Annotated in this window: 20 protein-coding genes; 3 read left to right on the forward strand and 17 right to left on the reverse strand. The window is 65.4% G+C overall.

The genetic code is table 11. From position 1 onward, the window contains the following. The first annotated feature begins 37 nt into the window (after positions 1-37). From KHO41_RS00520 to KHO41_RS00530, 3 genes are all read left to right on the forward strand, one after another. Positions 38-472: a universal stress protein gene (locus KHO41_RS00520; RefSeq protein WP_211951356.1), complete on the forward strand. Its 435-nt coding sequence runs from the start codon at positions 38-40 to the stop codon at positions 470-472. Positions 473-1,991: 1,519 nt separating this feature from the next. After that, on the forward strand, positions 1,992-2,795 hold the full coding sequence (locus KHO41_RS00525) for a hypothetical protein (protein ID WP_211951357.1): 804 nt from the start codon (positions 1,992-1,994) through the stop codon (positions 2,793-2,795). A 299-nt stretch (positions 2,796-3,094) separates the two neighbouring features. Next, positions 3,095-3,289: a hypothetical protein gene (locus tag KHO41_RS00530; protein WP_211951358.1), complete on the forward strand. Its 195-nt coding sequence runs from the start codon at positions 3,095-3,097 to the stop codon at positions 3,287-3,289. A gap of 97 nt (positions 3,290-3,386) precedes the next feature. On the opposite strand, the gene KHO41_RS00535 is transcribed toward KHO41_RS00530, so the two are convergent. The 17 genes from KHO41_RS00535 to KHO41_RS00615 form a co-directional block, all read right to left on the reverse strand. Further along, positions 3,387-4,175 (reverse strand): DNA adenine methylase, encoded by a 789-nt coding sequence (locus KHO41_RS00535; protein WP_211951359.1) that lies wholly within the window; start codon positions 4,173-4,175, stop codon positions 3,387-3,389. Between the two features lie 139 nt (positions 4,176-4,314). Then, positions 4,315-4,860 carry a hypothetical protein gene (locus KHO41_RS00540; RefSeq protein WP_211951360.1) on the reverse strand — a complete coding sequence of 182 codons (546 nt, stop codon included), beginning with the start codon at positions 4,858-4,860 and terminating at the stop codon, positions 4,315-4,317. Then, a complete protein-coding gene (locus tag KHO41_RS00545; RefSeq protein WP_211951361.1) occupies positions 4,847-5,146 on the reverse strand; it encodes a phage holin family protein in 300 nt (99 codons plus the stop codon). The genes KHO41_RS00540 and KHO41_RS00545 overlap by 14 nt, the downstream gene beginning before the upstream one ends. An 11-nt stretch (positions 5,147-5,157) precedes the next feature. Next, on the reverse strand, positions 5,158-5,799 hold the full coding sequence (locus KHO41_RS00550; protein WP_211951362.1) for a glycoside hydrolase family 19 protein: 642 nt from the start codon (positions 5,797-5,799) through the stop codon (positions 5,158-5,160). Between the two features lie 82 nt (positions 5,800-5,881). Next, positions 5,882-6,205 (reverse strand): DUF4157 domain-containing protein, encoded by a 324-nt coding sequence (locus KHO41_RS00555; RefSeq protein WP_244873672.1) that lies wholly within the window; start codon positions 6,203-6,205, stop codon positions 5,882-5,884. 23 nt (positions 6,206-6,228) lie between these two features. Beyond that, positions 6,229-6,558: a hypothetical protein gene (locus KHO41_RS00560; protein WP_211951364.1), complete on the reverse strand. Its 330-nt coding sequence runs from the start codon at positions 6,556-6,558 to the stop codon at positions 6,229-6,231. Positions 6,559-6,567: 9 nt separating this feature from the next. After that, a complete protein-coding gene (locus KHO41_RS00565) occupies positions 6,568-7,776 on the reverse strand; it encodes a phage head spike fiber domain-containing protein (RefSeq protein WP_211951365.1) in 1,209 nt (402 codons plus the stop codon). After that, positions 7,773-9,038 carry a phage head spike fiber domain-containing protein gene (locus KHO41_RS00570; RefSeq protein ID WP_211951366.1) on the reverse strand — a complete coding sequence of 422 codons (1,266 nt, stop codon included), beginning with the start codon at positions 9,036-9,038 and terminating at the stop codon, positions 7,773-7,775. Before KHO41_RS00570 ends, KHO41_RS00565 begins: the two co-directional genes overlap by 4 nt. A gap of 71 nt (positions 9,039-9,109) precedes the next feature. Then, positions 9,110-9,673, reverse strand: a complete 564-nt coding sequence (locus tag KHO41_RS00575) for a hypothetical protein (protein ID WP_211951367.1) — start codon at positions 9,671-9,673, stop codon at positions 9,110-9,112. Continuing rightward, positions 9,670-10,575 carry a tail fiber domain-containing protein gene (locus KHO41_RS00580; RefSeq protein ID WP_211951368.1) on the reverse strand — a complete coding sequence of 302 codons (906 nt, stop codon included), beginning with the start codon at positions 10,573-10,575 and terminating at the stop codon, positions 9,670-9,672. The genes KHO41_RS00575 and KHO41_RS00580 overlap by 4 nt, the downstream gene beginning before the upstream one ends. Further along, complete coding sequence (locus KHO41_RS00585) at positions 10,572-11,498, reverse strand: hypothetical protein (protein WP_211951369.1); 927 nt, start codon at positions 11,496-11,498, stop codon at positions 10,572-10,574. The genes KHO41_RS00580 and KHO41_RS00585 overlap by 4 nt, the downstream gene beginning before the upstream one ends. Continuing rightward, positions 11,499-12,980: a hypothetical protein gene (locus KHO41_RS00590; protein WP_211951370.1), complete on the reverse strand. Its 1,482-nt coding sequence runs from the start codon at positions 12,978-12,980 to the stop codon at positions 11,499-11,501. Next, entirely contained in the window at positions 12,977-17,362 is a 4,386-nt protein-coding gene (locus tag KHO41_RS00595; RefSeq protein WP_211951371.1) for a phage tail length tape measure family protein, read from the reverse strand. Before KHO41_RS00595 ends, KHO41_RS00590 begins: the two co-directional genes overlap by 4 nt. Before the next feature lie 49 nt (positions 17,363-17,411). After that, on the reverse strand, positions 17,412-17,729 hold the full coding sequence (locus tag KHO41_RS00600) for a DUF1799 domain-containing protein (protein ID WP_211951372.1): 318 nt from the start codon (positions 17,727-17,729) through the stop codon (positions 17,412-17,414). 59 nt (positions 17,730-17,788) lie between these two features. Further along, the gene (locus KHO41_RS00605; RefSeq protein ID WP_211951373.1) at positions 17,789-18,184 is read right to left on the reverse strand and encodes a hypothetical protein; all 396 of its coding nucleotides are present in this window, start codon (positions 18,182-18,184) and stop codon (positions 17,789-17,791) included. A gap of 71 nt (positions 18,185-18,255) precedes the next feature. Continuing rightward, a complete protein-coding gene (locus KHO41_RS00610; protein WP_244873673.1) occupies positions 18,256-19,173 on the reverse strand; it encodes a phage tail tube protein in 918 nt (305 codons plus the stop codon). A 12-nt stretch (positions 19,174-19,185) separates the two neighbouring features. Beyond that, on the reverse strand, positions 19,186-19,422 hold the full coding sequence (locus tag KHO41_RS00615) for a hypothetical protein (protein WP_211951375.1): 237 nt from the start codon (positions 19,420-19,422) through the stop codon (positions 19,186-19,188). Positions 19,423-19,428 lie beyond the last annotated feature (6 nt).

The raw sequence follows: 19,428 nt of genomic DNA on the forward strand, positions 1-19,428 counted from the left end.
CCGCCCTCCCCCTCTTTCTGTCATTGAAAGGAAAACCATGTTCAAGCACATCCTGCTCCCGGTCGATGGCTCCGAGCTTTCGCACAAGGCCGTTTCCGCCGCCATCGAATTCGCGCGCACGACCGGCGCCAGGCTGACACCCTATATGTCCGTGGAAGAGTATCCCTACGTGCTGTCGACCGATTCCAGCCATGAAAAGCGAGACGTGTTCCAGCAACGCATGGAAGCCGCCGCCAGGCAGGAACTGTCCCGCGTCGAAGCCGCCGCGGCCCTGGCGGGCGTGCCTTGCACCGGGCACGTCTCCACGGCAGCGGCGCCGTTCCGCGGGATCATCAATGCCGCAGAGGATCGCGCCTGCGACGTCATCTTCATGGCATCGCACGGCCGCAGCGGCATCGCAGGCCTGCTGCTCGGCAGCGAGACCCAGAAGGTACTGACCCACAGCACGATTCCGGTGCTCGTGTTCCGCTGATGTCGTCGGGGCGCCTTCGCCGCCCCTCCTCCGCGTGACCACGACCGGCATAGCGGCCGCTGTGCCGGTCTTCTCCAAGATTTCCCGACCACAGCCGCTGCGGCCACAAGCCCGCCTGCGGTAGACTCCCTGCTTTGGCCGCCCGGACACAATCCGGGCGTGCATCCGCACGCTGCGGAATCACATGCCGGCGAAGAGACGGCAACGACCCGCAACGTCGTGCGGGCCACGCTGCCGGCTACGCCGCAAGGCCACGCCAGACAAGGGAATGCAGGAGAAAATCGAATTGAATCAGGAAGTTGCGAAGCCCCTTGCGGAGAAACACACTCCGATGATGCAGCAGCGCATGTGCGGTACCAGATAAGGCTTTGATACCAAACCTACGCTAAAACCTACGCTAACGGCTCATGCCACTCTGACAGCTGCGCATCTGCTTTGGGATCAGAGGGTCGTAGGTTCGAATCCTATCGCTCCGACCAGTTTTGGCTTGATGAATCAACGGCTTAGACAGAAATGTCTAGGCCGTTTTTTCATTCCCCTAACGGCATGCCTAATTCGGTGGCCCCGCCTGCCTAATATCCAGTCGCTATACAGGGCTGTATTTCCATACCATTCACTCAGGTTCCCGCGCAGGTACTGCACAGCTAACACTGTATATCCATACAGTTAACTCGGACATTCCACGTCGCTCACAAATTGGTATGTACTGTATATAAATACAGTAATCCAAGGAGCGCGAAATGATTGCCCAGCCCCAGCCCGCCGACTGCCCTCTCTGCTCTGCAGCCGCCGAGCGCGTCCGCGCCGCCCCACGTGGCTACCGCTATACCTGTCCCTCGTGCGGCTCATTTCACATCAGCAGCGTCGCGCTGCGCTGCCGCCAGGACATCCCAGCGTCGGCCCGCGAGGACATCCGCCGCCTACGTGCCTATGGCTATACAGCACGAATTGACATTGACCGTCAGCACGCCGTGCGGGTTACGCCAGCCTGAGTCGCGTCATGCTTGGAAAGTTCGTAGGCCCAAGTCACCCCCCACTCGCCCGCGACGAGTTTCGGGATATTTGGACGCGGAACAGGTCGCCCGACGTCCGCGACTTGCTGTGGGAGATTGCCCGGCTGCGGAATGTCGTGCTTCACTCCCATCACCATGCGGAGCGATTCCAGAACAAGCTCTCGGGAAACCTCGAGTACGAGTGCTGGGTCCGACACTTGATGAGCGAGCCATGCGTGATTGAGGCATTCGAACTGGACTACGGCAGCCTGGTACCCGGGAGCCGCGGCCACGGGGGCGAGGTACGGCCGCCGGAACATGAAGAAAGATTCGCCGAGATGCTGCGCGCCAGCAACGCGAGAATCGCCGAGCGCCAAGCGCGAGCGCGCTCGAGAAGATAGCCGATGTGCGTCAGCTACACCCCGCCCAACGCCAAGTCATGCGCGATATCTTCCTCGTCGAGCCCCGGATAAGCCGCACGGCATGGACTGGCAGAATCGTGCCGCAGGAGTCGCCAGACGCCCCCCATGCCCGTCCATATTAATATCTGTAATGCCAAGACTTCTTCGGTGCCCCACGTCCACAAGCTCGCTCCAAACACGCGTATCAATCCTATGATCACCCGCAAACCTTGGGCCTACGGAGATGCTGTCATCGGCCGTGACTACTTGAAACAAGACGACTCATTCGAATCCCTTGTGAAAGAGCTGCGAGAAGTGTTATCGGGGATTGAGCAGTCATCCGTGATCTTTTGTATAGACCCTGAGGACGGCAAGTGTGAGGACCCTCTCCTCAAGCGATTGAGTTGCGAGCGCCCATCGTGGCGTATTCTGATGGCGCCAAAGCTCTTAGACCAGTTCTTTAACGGCCGGATGGGCATTCGAGCGCAGTACTACAGATGCCCCTACCATGGGCTACGCATGAACCACCTGCTACTTTCCACCCTTCGGAGTCGGCTTGTTGAGCTAGCTTTGGATACGAACTGTTCGGTATCGAAGACTTGGCTGGAGAGATCCTTATCCAGGCCGTCGGCAAAAGCATGGATCTCGGAGACGACGGTAGCAGGAAAGAGGCTCATTCGCGACGGGGACTCAACGCTTTCTAAAACCGAATTGCAGAACGATTGGCTTGATATTGCTATAGCCCTCAAGGCTGGCAGCTTCAATGATGACTACGATCGCCACTCCGCCGCACTCCAAGGGGTGCGATGTCCAATCCCGGATCAGTTGCTAATTAAGGGCGCGTGGCTCACCAAGGAGAAGCAGGACGAGTATGTTACTCCTGGCAAATGCGACCGCCATTGCCAATTGTTTATGTTCGGACACACCTGAAAATTGCTGCGAATCTTGTGCCGAGTGGCTGGCCTGCCGTGACCCAGAGCGCGCACGGACCTTCCTTCGGCTGCTGCCGGCTGACCAGATGATGGCCGAGCCAGCGCCGCTACCGCCTCGCACGAAAAGCAGCCCGCTGAACCTTGCAGGAATGACAGACCAAATGTAGCGAATGCGCCTTGTGCGCTCCGCGATTCTGCGCTGACCGCCACAATACGCAACGCATCCCCCCTAGCGCGGGGATGCGGACTTCGCGGCAATGAATATAGTGACTCACTCTTACACATCGGGAGGTGTATATGGAATACATGATCACATGGGGAACCGGTCACGACATGAGAACCGCCTTCGATAATCTTCAAGGGATTGTTAACGAAAACATTCAGAATGGCTGGGAACCGCAGGGCGGCATTTGCACTGCGGGAATAGGCCAGCGAGACGGGCAGGAGGTAGCGAGCATAGTGTTCGCCCAAGCCATGATCAAGCGACCATAGACAAAGCGACAAGTTCCACGACAGGGCCGCCCGCGGGCGGCTCTTTCGCCGGCTCCGTTCATGCCGATAACTGCTCCAATCGGCATGGACACCCGAACTAGAACAGTCCCCCTGGTTCTGCACTTCGATCCCAGCTGTAGATGATCACCTCGCGACTGGCCACGCCCTTGCCACCACCGACGGTGTAGTCGATGGCAAGCGACTCCATCTCGAAGCCGGCGAACACGCGGCGAATCTCCGGGTGGTCATTCAGGCTGACAATGGCCTTGCCCTTGAGCGAGCGCAACAGCGAGGCCATGCGCTCGTACTCAGCGAGCGGGAAGTCCACGCCATAGCCCTCGGTTTCCCAGTAAGGCGGGTCCAGGTAAAACAGCGTGTGCGGCCGGTCATAGCGCGCCAGGCACGCGGCCCAGTCGAGGTGCTCCACGAAGGCGCCGGCCAGGCGCAGGTGCGCGGCCGACAGTGTCTCCTCGAGGCGCAGCAGGTTCAGCCCCGGCGGCGTGGTGGTGGCCGTGCCGAAGGTCTGGCCCGACACCTTGCCGCCAAAGCAGTTCTGCTGCAGGTAGTAGAAGCGTGCGGCGCGCTGGATGTCGGTGAGCGTCGCCGGCGCCGTCGCCTTGAGCCAGTCGAACACCTGGCGACTCGTAAGCGCCCACTTGAACTGGCGCACGAACTCCTCAAGGTGATGCTGCACGACGCGATACAGGTTGACCAGCTCGCCGTTGATGTCGTTGATCACCTCGACCTTGGCGGGCGGGCGCATGAAGAACAGCGCCGCGCCGCCGGCGAAGACCTCGACGTAGCACTCGTGCGCCGGGAAGCGCGAAAGCAGCGTATCCGCCAGGCGGCGCTTGCCGCCGATCCACGGGATGATTGGTGTTGCCATTGTGGTGAGCCTTTCACTTTTTGATATGATTCGCCCGCCTCCTAGGAAGGTGGCAGGGCCTTGGTCGGGCTCACTGGTCGCATCAGTGGGTGCGGTGACCGCCGCCGGTGTTGACGCACCGGCAGCGGTCGCCCTGTCTTTACTCGCTCGCCGCGTTCAGTCGATCACGGACGGCGTTGTAAATGCCGATACAGGTGTTGGCGTCGCGGATGCCGGCATTGCCGTCGGCGACGATGCCGACGAGAGCCGCTCCAGCCTCTGCAGTAAGTTCGGCGCGCGCGGCACCAGCTCCGCCGGTAGCGGCGGCATCCGCGGGCACATCACCGGGTCCGGGCGCACAGGCACGGACGGGGAGGGACAGCCGGCGAGCACCAGCACGCAAGGCAGCCAGCTCAGCCACCACAGTTTGATTTTCCGCATCGGATTCCTTTCGGGCTTGCGCCCAGATGTTGTCGCGGGCGAGGCCCGCATTACGTTCGGCTTCGCGGTAGCGCTCGGTGGCCATGCGCGCCTCGCGCTCGGCCGCGGCGAGCGCCTCGGTGTGGTCGGCCCGCAGCGTGGCCAGCTGCGCCTGGTAGCGGTTGCCCTGCCACGCGCCGGCGGCGAGCCCACCCAGCACGGCCGCGAGCGCCGCCACCAGGACATAGCCGGCCAGCTCGGCCAGCAGTGCCTTAAGACTTGCCATGGCGATTGCCTCCCTGACGGTCGGCCCAGCGACGCAAGTACACCTCCAGGCTCTGCGAGCCGATGATGCCGAGCACCGCCGCAATGCCGCACAGCCCGGCCGGCGGCAAGGCCGGGAACTGGATCAGCGCGACGCCCGCCACCATCGACGTGACGCCACCGAGCAGCGCGCGACCGATCACCACACGCGGCGTGATCGGGTCATTGCTCACCAGCAGCTTGCCGATCGCCGCCACCACGCCGAGGCCGATCAAGGTGCCCCACGTGCCGTATTCCTGTTCCACCATCGCATCCCTCCTCAGACGTTGAGCACTTGCTTGGCCCGCTCCCAGCGCGCCTCGCGCGCCGCCAGGCCGTTGACACTGCCATTGATCCGGCGCGTGAGTCCCACGAAGTCGCCGCGGTCGGCGAGCGCGCTGCAGCCGTTGGCGAACCAGAACCAGGCGGCACTGCGCGCGGCCAGCGCATCGTCGGTGGCCAGGCGATCCGGCTCACTGACCAGGTCGACGCCGAGCGCGTGGCTGCACGCCTCGTAATTCGCACGGAACGTGATCTGCTTGAGCCCCCTGCCACGAAACCGCCAGCCGTCACCGCTGGCCGCCTCGCCGTTGCCGTAGCGCTTGGCATAGACGATCGCCGCGATGCGCGCCTGGCGCTCGATCGGCACCATGCGCTCACCGGGCTGGCGCCCGAGCTGCTGCGCCAGCGCCGGCGTGATGCGCTTGTCGAACTGGTCCACCAGCGCCGGCACCGCGTAATCGAAGGACTCCGCCAGCGTGGAGAAGCCCTTCGATTCATGGCCGACCTGGGCAATCCAGGCGGCAACGCGCTGCGGCTGCAGGATGCCGAACTCGAACAGCGCCGCCGAGACGGGCTCGAACCAGCGCTCCGCCAGCTCGGCCGAGAGGCCGGCGGCTTTCTGAAAGGTTGCTTTATCCATGACCCCAAAATGAAAACGCCCGCGTGTAGCGGGCATGAAAAAGGCCACCGCGAAGGGTGGCCGATATCGGTCCAGTGGCGCGCTAGGCCGTCAGCAGGCGGTAGGCCTCCTCTTGCGAGAGATCCAGGTCGTAGTTGGTGGCCAGCATGGCAGCAAACTCCAGCGCCGGAGCCGGGCCCGTGACCGCGAGCTGGGCGCGGTAGGCCTCGACCTCGAAGCGCTCGCGCCAGTGCGGGCTCCACCAGGTCAGCCAGCCATACAGGCCGCCGGTGCGCCAGAACTGGCGCACGTGCGTCAGTTCGTGCGCGAGCAGCGCCGCACTGGTGCCGGGCCGCACCAGGACCACGGGGCCGACGGTGTAGCCATCGAAGCGCGCCGGGATCAGCCGGCCGGTGGTGATCACCACCGCGAGGGGGCGCAGGCTGAGCTTCAGGCCCATACACGCACCGGTGTGGCCGGCGCCGGGTCGAGCACCCAGTCGCCGATGTGTGCCAGCTCGGCCTCGGATAGCGGGCGATCGAGACGCAGATTGACGTGCCAGCCCGGCACCTCGACGGGTGCCGTGATCATGTTGCCCTCGGCATCCCACTCGCCGCCGACAGCGACGGTGCCGATCGTCGACAGGTTGACGCGCTCGGCCGGCACGCGGCGCGGCTCGCCGTCCTCGTCGGTGACGTCCACGGTCAGGCCGGCGGCCAGTAGTCCGGCTCGTGTGGTGTCACGATCGAGCCCCTTGAGGTAGTAGTCGAAAAATTCCATGAGACTCCTTTACGTGGTGAGCGCCTGCAGGTCGGCATTGGTCATACGCAGCGGCTTGTATTTGAGGACGCGGAGCCAGCCGTTGATGTAGTTGAGAGCTGGGTTGTACCGCCGACCAATACGCGTTGTGTTAAGCCCTGCCGGTAGCGCGCCGGCTGATGCGGTGATGGCAGCCTCTCCGTTCAGGCTGAGTGCAAAATCGGACGCCTTATAGGCCGCCGCAATTTTCGCCACTGTGCCGACGGGGATAAGCCCTGCGCTACTCAAGTTTGCCGTTACGCTTCCACCAACGACCGATGCGAATCCCGCTTTGCCAGTCACATCCTTCGAGATGGTTAGGCGATTGCTGTCCGTGCCGTCATCAATGGAGAAAATTCCGATGGAATTGCTTATGGCAGCATTCGGCAGCACCGCTTCTGCATACAACGTGCCCTCGTTCGGATTGAACCAGGGCGGCAGGCTGCCAACCATCGGCGTATCAGCCGCTCGCGTGACGGCGGCGCCCGTCGTCAGAATGGTCGACGTCGCGAAGGCACCCTGCTCGAACTGCGGAGCACCGATGCGGAGCGTGAAATCAATCGCCGCACCCACCGACCAGGTAAAGAGCACGTCGCTGTAGGCATAAACCGTGGTTGCACCAATCGTGACCGAATAGGCGGATCGGCCGGCCTTCAGCGGGCCGCCGCCAACCGTCACGGCGCCAGAGCTGCTGCGCACGAACAGCGAGCCGGAATCATGCTCATAGACGGCAATCTTTGGTGTGACGCCGGTCAGCGAGCCAGCCACCAGCTTGAGGTAAGCGGTCGCCGTCCACACCTGGCCCAGCGACGCCGCAATATTGCCGGAGAAGTCGTGACGAAGGCCGAACACGGTGGCGGTCGCGGTGCCGTAGCAGCGGATTTCCACAAAGGGGATACCGTCCTCCGTGCCGACGGCCACAATCTGCGTGGAAATGCCGGCATCCGATCCGCTCTGCACGGCCCAGTTTGTCGGGAAGGTGCCCGGTGTGCCAGCCGCTGCACCCACCATCGAGTTGTTGCGGATGCTGTTGGTCCGCTGCTCCTCGATGAGGAAGCCCCGCCACGCCGAGGTGACCGGATCATAGTCATCCCGCCAGACATTAGGCCCCTCCTGCACCAGCACGAGCGACGAATTGAAACGCCAGGCTGCCGACGGCCGCGAGAAGCCAATGAAATCCGAGAATGCGCGCTGCGTCATGCGAGCCCCATGAAGTAGGTCTTGGCACCAAAGTCAAAATTGAGCGTGAAGCCCGGATCGCCCTTGACCGTCAGCGCCTGCAGATCGGCGTTGGACAGCCGTCGGGGGATATAGCGCAGGGGGCGGAGGTGACCCGCCCAGGCGCCGGCGCCGGCGCCGGTCGATCCAATCGCTAGGCGATCAATGCCCGTCGGAAGGCTGGATGACAACGCCAGCGCCGCACCGCCATTCATGGAGAGGGCGCAATCTCCCGCCTTGTAGGCGAACGCCGCGCGAAACACCGCACCGTCCGGAATCGCCGCGCCGGCGACCGGATAGCCCGCCCCGCCTGTTGACACGGATGCGCCAATCAGATTGTCTGTGGCGCGCCGATACATCGCGAGGCTCTCCCCGACGTTCCCGCTGTTGTAGAACTGGAAAAGGCGCGGCGAGGAGCCACCCTGAAGCACCGATGCAGCGCGGTTAGCCACCGCCTCCACATACATCGTCCCCTCACTGGGATTGAACCACTGGGCGATGTTACTGGCGATGACGCTATCAGCGGCGCGGGTAGCCTGAGCGGTGGTGGTCGGGATATAGCTGGTTGGGAAGGGGCCAGCCTCCAACTGCGGCTTGGCGAGGAACAGCCCACTCACGCCATCCCCTTGGTAGCTGGTCGAGCCGCCGTTTCCGATGTAGAAAATGGCCGAGCGCTTGGTGTTCCCCGTGGTGCCTGGTGTAGCAATGATCCAGCAGAAGTACACGCCGCCGCCACGTGAGACCATGCCGGCCGAGCCGGTGCCGTTCGTCGTGCCGATCCCCTGCTGCAGCGTGACAGTCCCCGCCGACAGATCGAAGCCCGCGCGCAAGCCGCTCGAACCGACTTCGCTGACAAACTCGACGGTCAGCCGGTCGCGCTCGCCCGCCTTGGCGAGGAATGACGTTACGGCGATGCCATCAGCGCCCACCGTCTGATTAAATTGGCCGAAGTAGTGGGTATTGTTGGACGCGTCTTCGGTGACCTTGAACATGCCGCCGCTTGCCGCCACTGCCACTCGCGTTCGCGGCCAGTTTCCGGTGACGGTCAAGTCCTCGGACTGGAGCAGCACATTCGTGCGCTGCTCCTCGATCGGCACGCCGAGCTTTTCCAGCGTGAGCGGATCGTAGCCCGGCTGGAACACGTTGGACGCGTCCTGCACCAGGATGCCGGACGCGTCATAGCGCCAGCGCGCCGTGCTGCGCGTCGCTGTCGCGATATCGGTCAGATTCTTGTTTGCGTACATTGCCCGTCCTGCGCCAAGGCCTCAAAAGAAAAAGGCCACCGCGAAGGTGGCCAGATTGGGAGAACAATCGATTACAACTTCGGTACGTAGACGATGCGGATGTCATACGTGCCAGGCGAGAGAAAGATCTGATGGCTCCGATCGTTTCCGGTCGGCCCACTCGGGTCCGCCGAGGTCATGTTGTTCCCGGCGACCGTACAACGTATCTGGCGCAAAACCGTGTTGGTCGAGAGATCCAACACCTGCAGCAGCGCGTCCATGGAGCTGTCCAACCATGCGCCACTGAACTCCACGTCGGTACGATAATCCGTGCCATTGCTGGAACCGTCCCAGCAATCGATTTTCACGATGCTGGCACCCGGAAAATAGGCATCACTCGCCGGCGCCAAGCTCGAGCCGCCGGTACCACTCACGGCCGCCTGCAGGCTGTTGATGTATTGCGTGACAACAGCAGTGCCCCAATAACCGCGCGTCTTTCCCAGCAACTGGTCCATCGACACCGCCACCGTACTGGGCGGCAGTCCCGCCAAGCGCTTGACCAGCGCATCGCCGAGTTCGAACTGCACGCCGCGCGCAATCCGCAGCTCATCGCCAATATGGTCCATCGAGATCGGCGGCGAAGAAGGCGTGGTCATGCGCGCTCCAGACGATCCGCCATTTCATTGAACGCGGCCAGCAGCTCCACGCTCAACCCCTCATAGTCCACGGAAAGCATGCCATCCGCACCCTCGCGCACCAGTGTCGGCGAGATCTCGGCCAAATCCTGCGCAATCACGCCGAGTTCCTCCTGCCCGCCCTTGATGTACCGATAGGCCCGGACTTTCCGGACGCGCGCATAGGCACCGACGAGCGGCGTGATGTCCCGTTTCAGCCGACGGTCCGAGGTGCGCGTCACGTTGGCGGCCGTGACCCCAACGGTTGCCGTCAAGGTGCCCGTGACCTTCACATCGCCGCTGTACTGGAATTTGGTCGAGTTGTCGTCAGCGCCTCCGCCGAACAGGTGCCGACCGGCACTGTTGACCTGCCATTCCGTCACCAGCGTGGAAAAGTCGCGCGCCGTCGCAGTGTTGCGATCAATACGACAAGCGCCGCCTTCGGCCAGCATTCGGAACACGCCCACCGCCCCGGACTGGTCGCTCTCTACCAGCGTCACGCTGGGCGCCGTGTGGGCGTAGGTCGCGCTCTTTGCCGCCAGCGTGTCGATCGACAGCGCATTGCTCCACTGCACGCCGGTTGCGCCCGAGTTGACCACAAGCACATAGTTTTGCTTGGCCGCGTAGGACGGCACGCCCGCCGCGGACTGCGCCGCTGCCGCATAGGTCTGCGCCTGGCTGGCCGATGTGGCCGCCGCGTCGCGGTAGCCCAGCACGGTGGCGGCGGTGAGCTTGACCCACAGCACCACCTTCATGAACTGCTGCAGGGCGATCATGAAGCGGGTGCGGTGGCCCCCGTTCGCCAGGCCGGTGGTGGCGCTGTCGGTATCGTCGATCGTGACGTTGTCGCCGCCGACATCGGTGGTAAAGGTTACGCTGGTCATAGCTCCTCGATTTCGAAAGCGTTGCTGTGGTTGCCGACAAAGGCGCGGGCGATGGGGTTGAGCTGGCGCTGGTGCCCAAGGTAGGACTGGCGCAGCAGGTTGATGGGATCGTCCTTGTCCCACACCAGCAGGATCTCGCCATCGATGCCGGCGCGCCGCTGCAGCTCGAACACCTGGCCGAGCGCTTCGTCGCGCGACAGATAGCCCAGCTCGAAGCGGGTCACGCGCCGGCCATCCTTGCGGTCGAAGTACGGCGTACCGGACAGCGCGCGCTGCGTGGTGGTATCCGTCTCCCAGCCGATCGACGCGCCCCAGTTGGCGTTATTGAGCGGCTGCCAGGCGCGACCCACGAACACCCGCCCGAACTCGATATAGCCGTCCAGGTTGGCCTCGTCGTCGATCTCGATCTTGATGTAGCGCCCCGCCGTCGGCTTGGGCAGGATCACCAGGAGCATCGACGGGTACTGCTTGCGCTCCTCCTCGGTGATCGAGCCCGTCCAGAAGTTGTCGTCTTCCCACTCCAGCGCCGCCGGGGGAAAGAGCGTCGGCCAGGCCAGCGGCCAATCGGGCTCCCACACCGTAAAACTCATGGCGAGGAAATCCATCTGCAGCGAGGGCGTGCCGTCGTTTGGCGCCGGCGTCGCGTTGTCATAGACCGGCGTCGCGAAACTCGGATCGTTGGCCATCCGCAGGCGCCACTTGGCCGCCGTCGACAGGTTGTGCCGCACCACCGCGATCACCGACACCAGCCGGCTCTGCCCGAGATCCAGCACGAACTGCGTGTCCGCCTTGAGCGCGGTGGCACTGCGCGCCACGCGCGACAGGCGCCGGTCCTTCAGGTTGTTGAGCGCCACCTGCCAATTGCCCCCGGACAGGGTGCCGCTGTCGGCGACGTTGGGGTGCGCCAGAAGTACGTTTGCCATTTAGCCCCACAAGGTCAGTTTGGCCGTGCCGCGATCGGCGCCGGCATCGAGGCCGATCACACACAGCAGGCGCCCGCTCAAGCCGTAGCGCGTGGTCTGAATCGTCACCACGCTGCCGAGATCCAGCGCGCCTAGCTCGGTGCGCGGGATCTCGATATCGACCAGCATGCGACGCACGCTGTACAGATCGGCGCGCCGGCTGGCCTCTGCGGTCGCGTCTGCCTCCGCCACCAGCGCTGCATCGAACGACACTTCATCCGACGAAGGCCAGGCCGTTTGCACCGCCGTGCGCTCGCTCGCGGCCTGGCGCTGGTCCTGCGCGAGGAAGGCACGCCGCGCCGCACTCACCGAGCCGGCCGGCTGGTCCTGCACCGTGTAGTTGCGCGCGTAGCGCACCACCGCGCGCCAGATCGGCACGCCCGCCGAGCGCACCGATAGCGCCATGTCCGAGTCCGCGTAGAGCGTCGTCGGCGTGCCGCTGGGCGCGGTCAGCCGCCCCATGCGCAGGCGGTTGAGACGATCGAAGCCGTACCAGGCGCCGATCGCGTTGGCCAGGGCATCCATCACCGACTGGCCGCTCGCTTCGCCATCGACCCACACCCCCACCGGCGCCGCGTTGGCCGCATTCAGCGCCGTCACGTCGGCCGCGACGATATCGCCCGAGGGGATGCCCGCATCGAGCGCCACCGCCTGCAGCAGCGCGCCCGTGCGCGTCTCGGCGGTGGCGGCATCCGCCGTCACCTGCCCCGCCGGCGTCGAGCCGAGCCGGAACAGGCCACCCCAGCGACGCACGGTGCTGGCCGCCGGCGCGTTGGCCAGCAGATCCGCCGAGCTGGTGTAGTCGGCCCCCAGCGCCAGCGCGACGCCATTGTCATAGACCGCGCTGACCGCGCAGGCCTGGTCGGACACCTGATAGACCAGCTTGCTGGTGTTGACGCACTTGGCCAGCACGTTGAGCACGCTGCCGTACACGCGCGGCTTGTAGCCGTCTTTGAGATCGTCCTTGGTGCCCTCCAGGCCATCGGGCAACACGTTGTTGCCGGCGTACTTGGACCGCGGTAGCACCTTGCCCAGCACCGCCAGGCGATCGCGCACCACCAGGCTCAGCTCGCCGCCATCGCAGCGCACATCGTCCAGCACGCCCGACATCACCACCGGCCAGGTCGACACTGCCGCTGCACGGTCGCCCACACGCACCACAAAGGCACGGCCGTCAAAGGCGTAGTCGGTCAGGAGCAGGTCGAGACCGCCGTCGACGTTGTCCAGCAGGATCTCGCCGGCGGTGCTCCGCGAAGCGCCGTAGGTGGTAGCCTGGTCAAACAGCGTGCGCGACAGCCGCGGCACCTCATCGAGGCGCGGCTCGAAATACGCATTGGGCGGCGTATCGCTCGGCTTGGTGGTGAATCCGTCATCTGCAAAACGCAGAGTCTCCACCAGGCCCGTCGACAGCCGGTACGCGCTGACTTCAATTGCAATGGTCATTGCTTATCCACCATTTGTTTTTGCAGGCGAACCTGCTTGGTTTGTGCGGCCATCGTTTCGCCGTGGCGCGCCTGAGCGCTCTGCTCCGTGGCCTGCGCGAGCCGCCCCTGCATGTCCTGCAAGGAAGCGACTTGCGTGCGCAGCGCCTTGACCTCTTCGATCAGCGCCGCGTTGGACCCGCGCCCGTACTGCGACCAGTTCGGCATCGGCGCGCTGTAGCGGGCGTTTTCTGCCCGCGTCAGCACGCGTTCGCCCTTGTGCAGCTCGGCCACGTAGCCATCAAACGGCACGTCGTTCAGGCCGCCGGCGTGCGAGCCGTTGGGGCGGAAGCCCTGCACCGAGGCGAAGTCGTCCGCGTACTGGCCACCGCTGGCGTAGTAGCCGCGCGAGGCCTCCAGGAAGGCCTGCGCGATCTGCGTCCACTGCGACTGTGCGGTGCTGTCTCCCGACATGGCCGCGGCCGAGGTTTCGTCATAGCGGCGCTTGGCCTCGGCGTACTTCTGCTCCGGCGTGAGCGTCGACAGGTCGCCGCCCATCAGCGACTGCTGGAAGTCCGACACCTGCTGCGCAAAGGCGGACATCGCCTGCTTGGCCTGATCCAGCCCGTCGACCAGCGTCGCGAACGATGGCGCCATCGCCATCAGCGCCGTGTAGGCCTGCTGCCCGGAATCGCTGGTCAGATCCAGCCCCTCGACCAGCGACCGGAAGGCCGCCTTGCTGCTGGGCATGGCGATGCCCAGCGCCGCGAACTGGTCGCCCAGCGTCTTGCGCAGGCGCTGCAGCTTTTCCTCCTCGCTGTAGTACGCCTCGTAGTACGCGGTGAGCTGCGAGGTGAAGGCGTCCAGGCCGCCGGCGGCGTCGACCAGGTGCTGGCGCATGTCCGTGCTGGCGAGTCCCACACTGCCGAACACGCCGACCACGTCCTTGCCGAAGACCATGGCGATCTGATTGGTGGCCGTGAACACCCCCGTCAGCCGGGTCGCCGTGTCGAGCAGCTGCTCGCCTTCCTTGCGGAAGCCCTCGATGCCGGGCACCAGGTGATCGCCGAGCGCGTCCGACAGCTTGCCGAACGACTTGGCGATGTTTTCCGGGTTGCTCCAGTCATCGCGCATCGCGTACCGGAAGCCGCTCAGATCCCCCGTGATGCCGGAGGCCCTGTTGAGCGCCTGGTAGGTGCCGACCATGCCGCCGAACTGCGCGTTGACGCCGTTGAGCGTGTTCTGGTCGACCGCGGCGTAATCTGTGCCGTTGCGACCGCGACGGAACCACCCGCCCTTCTGCGACCAGTCGGCGAAGGCCCGGCCATCAAAGCCGTCGGCCGTCACCACGCCCTCGAAGCCCTTGTCGCCGTAGCGCTTCGGACCCATGCCAAAGGCACGATTGACCAGGCCGCCCGCCACGCCACCGATCAGCGCGCCGATCGCCGTGCCGATGCCGGGCAGGACGGCGGTACCGATGGCCGCGCCGGCCGCCGTGCCGCCGCCCGTCGCGTAGGCCTGGTTGTTGCCGATCGCGGAGAACTGACCCGAGATCATCGAGCCCAGGCCATAGCCCGCCACGATGCCGCCGGCTGCCGCTGCCGCTGGCCCCATGGCGGCGATCATGCCGGTGGTGCCCGTGCCGGCCCCGCCCGCCGCCGCCGTCGACGCCAGGCCTGCCGCGCCGAATTCGCCCGTCTGCGCCGCCAGCATGGCCGCCTGCGAGCCCGCCCCGAACGAGGTCAGGCCCGGCACGGCCGCCGCATATGCCGCCGACGATCCGAACAGGGTGGCCCCGACTCCACCCGTCAGCGCGCTGTAGGCGCTCTGCAGGTTGCTGGCCGCGCCGAGCAGGTTGGCCCCGCCCGATGCATAGGCCGAACCCGGCGCGCCCAGGGCGCCACTGACCACGGCCCCGACCGGCGCCACGATCGCGGAAATGATCGGGCGCAGGACCAGCGTGCCAAACATGTTTTTGAGCGTGCTGATCAGGTTCTGGCCGAACCCCTTGCCACTCTCGAAGCCGCGTAGCAAGGCATCGGTGAGCGAGCGGTTGATCTCCTCGCTGCCGCGCTTCCAGTCCTTGACCGACTCCTCGGCCGCCTTGCGCACGCTGTCGCGGTACTCATTGCCCTGCAGCGCATCGGCGTACTCGCGCTGTGCCCGTGCCAGGCGCGACACGCCCGCGATGGCCTCGTCGTAGTAGTCCAGCTCGGCCTTGGTGCCGCCCAGCATGGCCGCGCGCGCACGTCCCTGCTCGAGCAGCGCCAGCGACTCCTCGTAGCGCCCGGCCGTGACCGCGGCGAGCTGGCCCTTGGTCATGCCGTAGTTTTCGTTCTCCAGGCGCAGCGCATCGGTCGACTTCTGCAACGCGCCCACGTTCTGGTCGATCCCGCCGGCGTATTCCGCCGCCAGGCGCGCCTGCAGCTCGGCGATCGCATTGACGTGCGTCTGCTCGTTGTTGAGCCGCTCCTGCTGCAGCTTCTGCAGCTCGCCGACGTACTTCTGGTAGGCGGCGGTCTGTTTCTTGCCGCCCAGCGCCTCGATCTCCAGCTCGACCAGCGCCTGGCGGTCGACCAGGTAGTTGTCCTGCAGCTGGTAAGACTGGTCCAGATAGTCGCGCTCGCTGATCAGCCCTTGCTTGCGCTGGCTGGCCAGATCCCGGTCCTCGCCCTTCTTGATCTCCTCGAGGGTCTGCTGGTAGCCCTCATAGATCGCGATCTGCGCGTTGAGTGCTTCCTTGGCCGCCGCCCCGCTCTCCGCGTACTTCTTGCGGATATCGGCCTCCATGCGCGACACGCGCGACGGGTCCAGGCGCTCGTCGTTCGGGTTGACGGCCCGGATCGCCTCGAGGTTCTGCCGGTACTCGCGCAGTTCCTTGTTCAGGCGCGCGGTCTTCGAAGCGCCGTCTTCCAGGTTGCCGATGAAGTCCGAGGCCTTCATGGCGGCCTGCTGCTTCTGCTGGTTGCGGGAAGCCTCCTCCGCCAAGCGCCGCTTCTCGACCTCCATCTGCTGCATCGAGGCCTCGACCTGCGCGGCCTGCTCTTCGAGCGCCTTGGCCTGCGCGGCATCCCCGCGACCCCGAGCAGCGCCAGCGCGACGCAGCAGCGCGTTGCGCTTGTCATTGATCGCCGCCATGGCTGCATCCGGACCATCGCGCCCGATGGACTTCATCGCCTCCGCCGTGCCCGACACTGCACGACCCACCGCGCGCCAGGCCCGCTCGAGGTAGCCCAGGCTCTCGACGCCCTTGGTGGCCAGGTGATCGTGCAGCGCCCTGGCATTCACGAGCACGGCCTCCTGCGTCTTGCCCTGGTCTTCCAGTTCCTTGATGTAGTCGTACTGCGCCAGCGTCATGTAGTGCAGCGACTTGTTGTGCTCGGCCGCCCACTTCGCGACACCGTCCGGCATCGACGCGTAATCCTTGGCGATCGTCTCCAGGCTCTCGCCGGTCAGCTGTGCCTGACGCACCGACGCCGCACCGAGCACCTCCAGTGCCGCGCCCGTCAGCGTGCCGGTGGCCATCAGCGCCTGCAGCGCGTCGCGCCCCGTGCCGATATCGGTGACCGCATCCTTCGCAATGCGCTGCGCCGAGGTGCTAAACGCGTCCGCTGTCACGCCGGCATAGTTGCCGGTCAGCGCCAGCGCGCTGTTAAACGCCTTCTGTTCCTGGTGGCCCTGGTAGATCGCCACGCCCAAGAGGCCCGCCGCTGCAGCCAGTGCCCCGAAGCCCAGCACCACCGGCGAGAGCGCCGAGGCGATGCCGGAAAACATCTCGCGAAAGCCACCGAACATGTCGCGCGTCTGCAAGCCCTGCTGCATCAGCACCAGCAGCGGGTTCTGGCCGCCAGCGAGCTGGGTGGCCACGTCGCTGAGCTGCGCCGGCAGCATGCGCATCGCCTGCGTGGTCTGACCGACGCTGGTGCCGACCTGCTTGGTCGACTGCTGCAAGCCCTTCTGCGCGGCGTCGATCGAGCGGATCATCGGCTCCGCTTCCTGCCCCACGCCCAGCAGCGCGGCCTTGTGCCGCAGCAGCTGCGTCTGCGTCATGCCCAGGGTGTCGACCTGTTGCCGCAGTGTCTTCAGGAAGGTGGAGCCGGCGGCGATCTGCCGGGCCTGCTCGGCCGTCAGCCCCGCCATGTCCTGCGCCTGCTCGCGCACCGCGCCGCTGGCCGCGGCCAACGCCGCCGCCTTGCGGCTCTCGGCCTCGGCCAGCTTGGCTGCTGCGCCGCCGGCCGCCTGCGTCGCGTTGCCGGTTTCCTGCGCCGCCTTGGTGGCGCCGCCCATGGCCCCGACTGCTGCCTGGCCGAACTCCGACAGCTTCTGCGCCGCTGCCTCCAGGCCACGGTCCACGTCGCCCATGGAGAACCCCATGCGCATGACCAGCTTCGGCAGATCCGCCATTCCCCCCTCCCCTCAAAATGCGAAGGCCTGCGCGGAGCAGGCCTTTTCGTTACGACTGCTCCAGCCGCTGGTGGAGCACTGCGAGCGCCGCGCGCTCCATGAGCTGGATGCGCTCGAACAGCTTGCGCTGACGCGACTTGCCATCGACCTGCAGCGCGATCTGCGCGAGCACCGAGGCGTAGTTCAAGCCACGCGGGATCGAGCCGGCCATGCCCGCGCTGGTGCTCTCCCATTGCGTGGCCAGCGAGCAGAAAAACTCGTAGACGGGCAGGTTTTCCTCCCACAGGTAGAACACCGCCTCGGCGGCCTGCGCGCGGGCGGCCTCGATCACTTCGGCCGGCGCCTCGGCCTCGACGAGCTGGCGCACGATGTCGTCATCGGCCGCAAACTCGTCGCGCTCGCCGGCCCAGTAGCGCGCGGCCTCGATCAGTTTTTTGTGCGCAGCGCCTTGATCTCGACGACGCGATCGATGGCCAGGCGCACACCGGCGAGCACCTCCGGATCGGCGATCAGCGCGAGCAGGTTCTCCGGCGAGAACGGGAAGGCGTTGCCGGCCTCGTCGACCACGTCCTCGAAGCCCACCATCCAGCGCTTGACGTAGTCGTCGGCCGCGGCCGAAACCTTGTCCAGCTCCGACATCGTCTCCGGCAGCGCGTCGACGTATTCCTTGTGCGCGCTCGCCAGCGCGAGGCGCTCGGGGCGGTCCAGGCGGCGGAACTCGCCGACAAACTCGAATGTCTCGAACTTGCCGAAGTCATTGCGACGCTCGACCTTGACCTTTTCCTTGATCGTGCCGCCAGAGGCACGGATTTTCATCGTCATGGGGATAGCTCCTCAGAATGGAAAAAGGCCCGCACGATTGGCGGGCCTTTGGGGTAGCGCGGCGGGGCCGCTTATTTGACGGTCAGCAGGAACTCGTCGTTGCCGGCATTCGGCACCAGGATGAGGTTGGCACTCACCTGGGCGACACCACTGTCGTCGGAGTACTGCAGATTGGACAGCTGCACCTTGGGCGCATCGATCTTGATGATGTTGCCCGCCGTGGTGCCATGCGTGATCGACAGCGCGCCCAGCACGGCCCCGCGCACCTTGGTCCACCAGTCCGATGCCGCGACCGTGTCCAGATCCAGCGTGACGCTGCCGGCCGGCTTGCGATCGGTCAGCACCGACGACTCGGCACCGATCAAGGCGCGCCACGCGATATCGTTGGCGAGGTCCAGTTGCAGGGCGGACAACGATCCGGTGTAGCCGTGCAGCGACCAGGCGGCCGTGTTGGTCTTGTTGGCGATGCGCGGCGCGATGAACTTTGAGTAGTCCGCCACCGGGTTGACCGTATCGGTCACCGCCGAGAATGCGCCAAGGAACTTGAACCGCATGACCGGGACCTGCTTCGCCGTGATGTCGAAGGCCACCGAGCCGACACAGCCGATCATCTTGTGCAGCAGGCCGTCCAGGTGGAAATACAGCGTCACGGTCTCGTTGGCGCCCGTGATCGGCGCGTACTTCACGTCGGTGGCCGCCGTGACGGTTTCCGACAGGGCGCACGCGCGCAGCAGCGGCCCGTAGGCCGGCGCTGTGCCGGCAGCACCGGAGCCTGCCAGCTCGACCTCGACATCCATTTCGCTGTGCTCGCCGACCGGGATGCTTTCGCTGTTGCCGAAGTAGGCCCGGATCAGGTTGCGCGGCACGTTGTCGACGACCAGCGGCTGGGGCGTGGTCGAGCGCACCAGGATGGCGTTGGCGGCGCCGGTCGGCGTCGGGTCGGTACCGGACACGGTTTCGATCTTGGCCAGCAAGATCTGCTTCCGCATGAGTTTTGGCATTTATTCCTCGCGAGGTTGTTCAGCAGCCGCATCAGCGGGCTCGGTGGACACGACGGGCAGGCCCGGCGCTTCCGGATCGGCCAGCGGGTTGCCGTCTTCATCGATCCGCTGTCGTGTGCCGGTCACCGGATCAAACAGGTAGCGGCCGGCCTGGCCGGCGTACTGGTCGGTGGCCAGCACGTCGGCCGAGTCCTGCGGCGCAGGCGTCTCGGGCGGCTGGCCCTTCAGGGTTTTCATGGCGAT

Origin of the sequence: Cupriavidus numazuensis (assembly GCF_905397435.1) — a bacterium.
Lineage (GTDB): Bacteria > Pseudomonadota > Gammaproteobacteria > Burkholderiales > Burkholderiaceae > Cupriavidus > Cupriavidus numazuensis.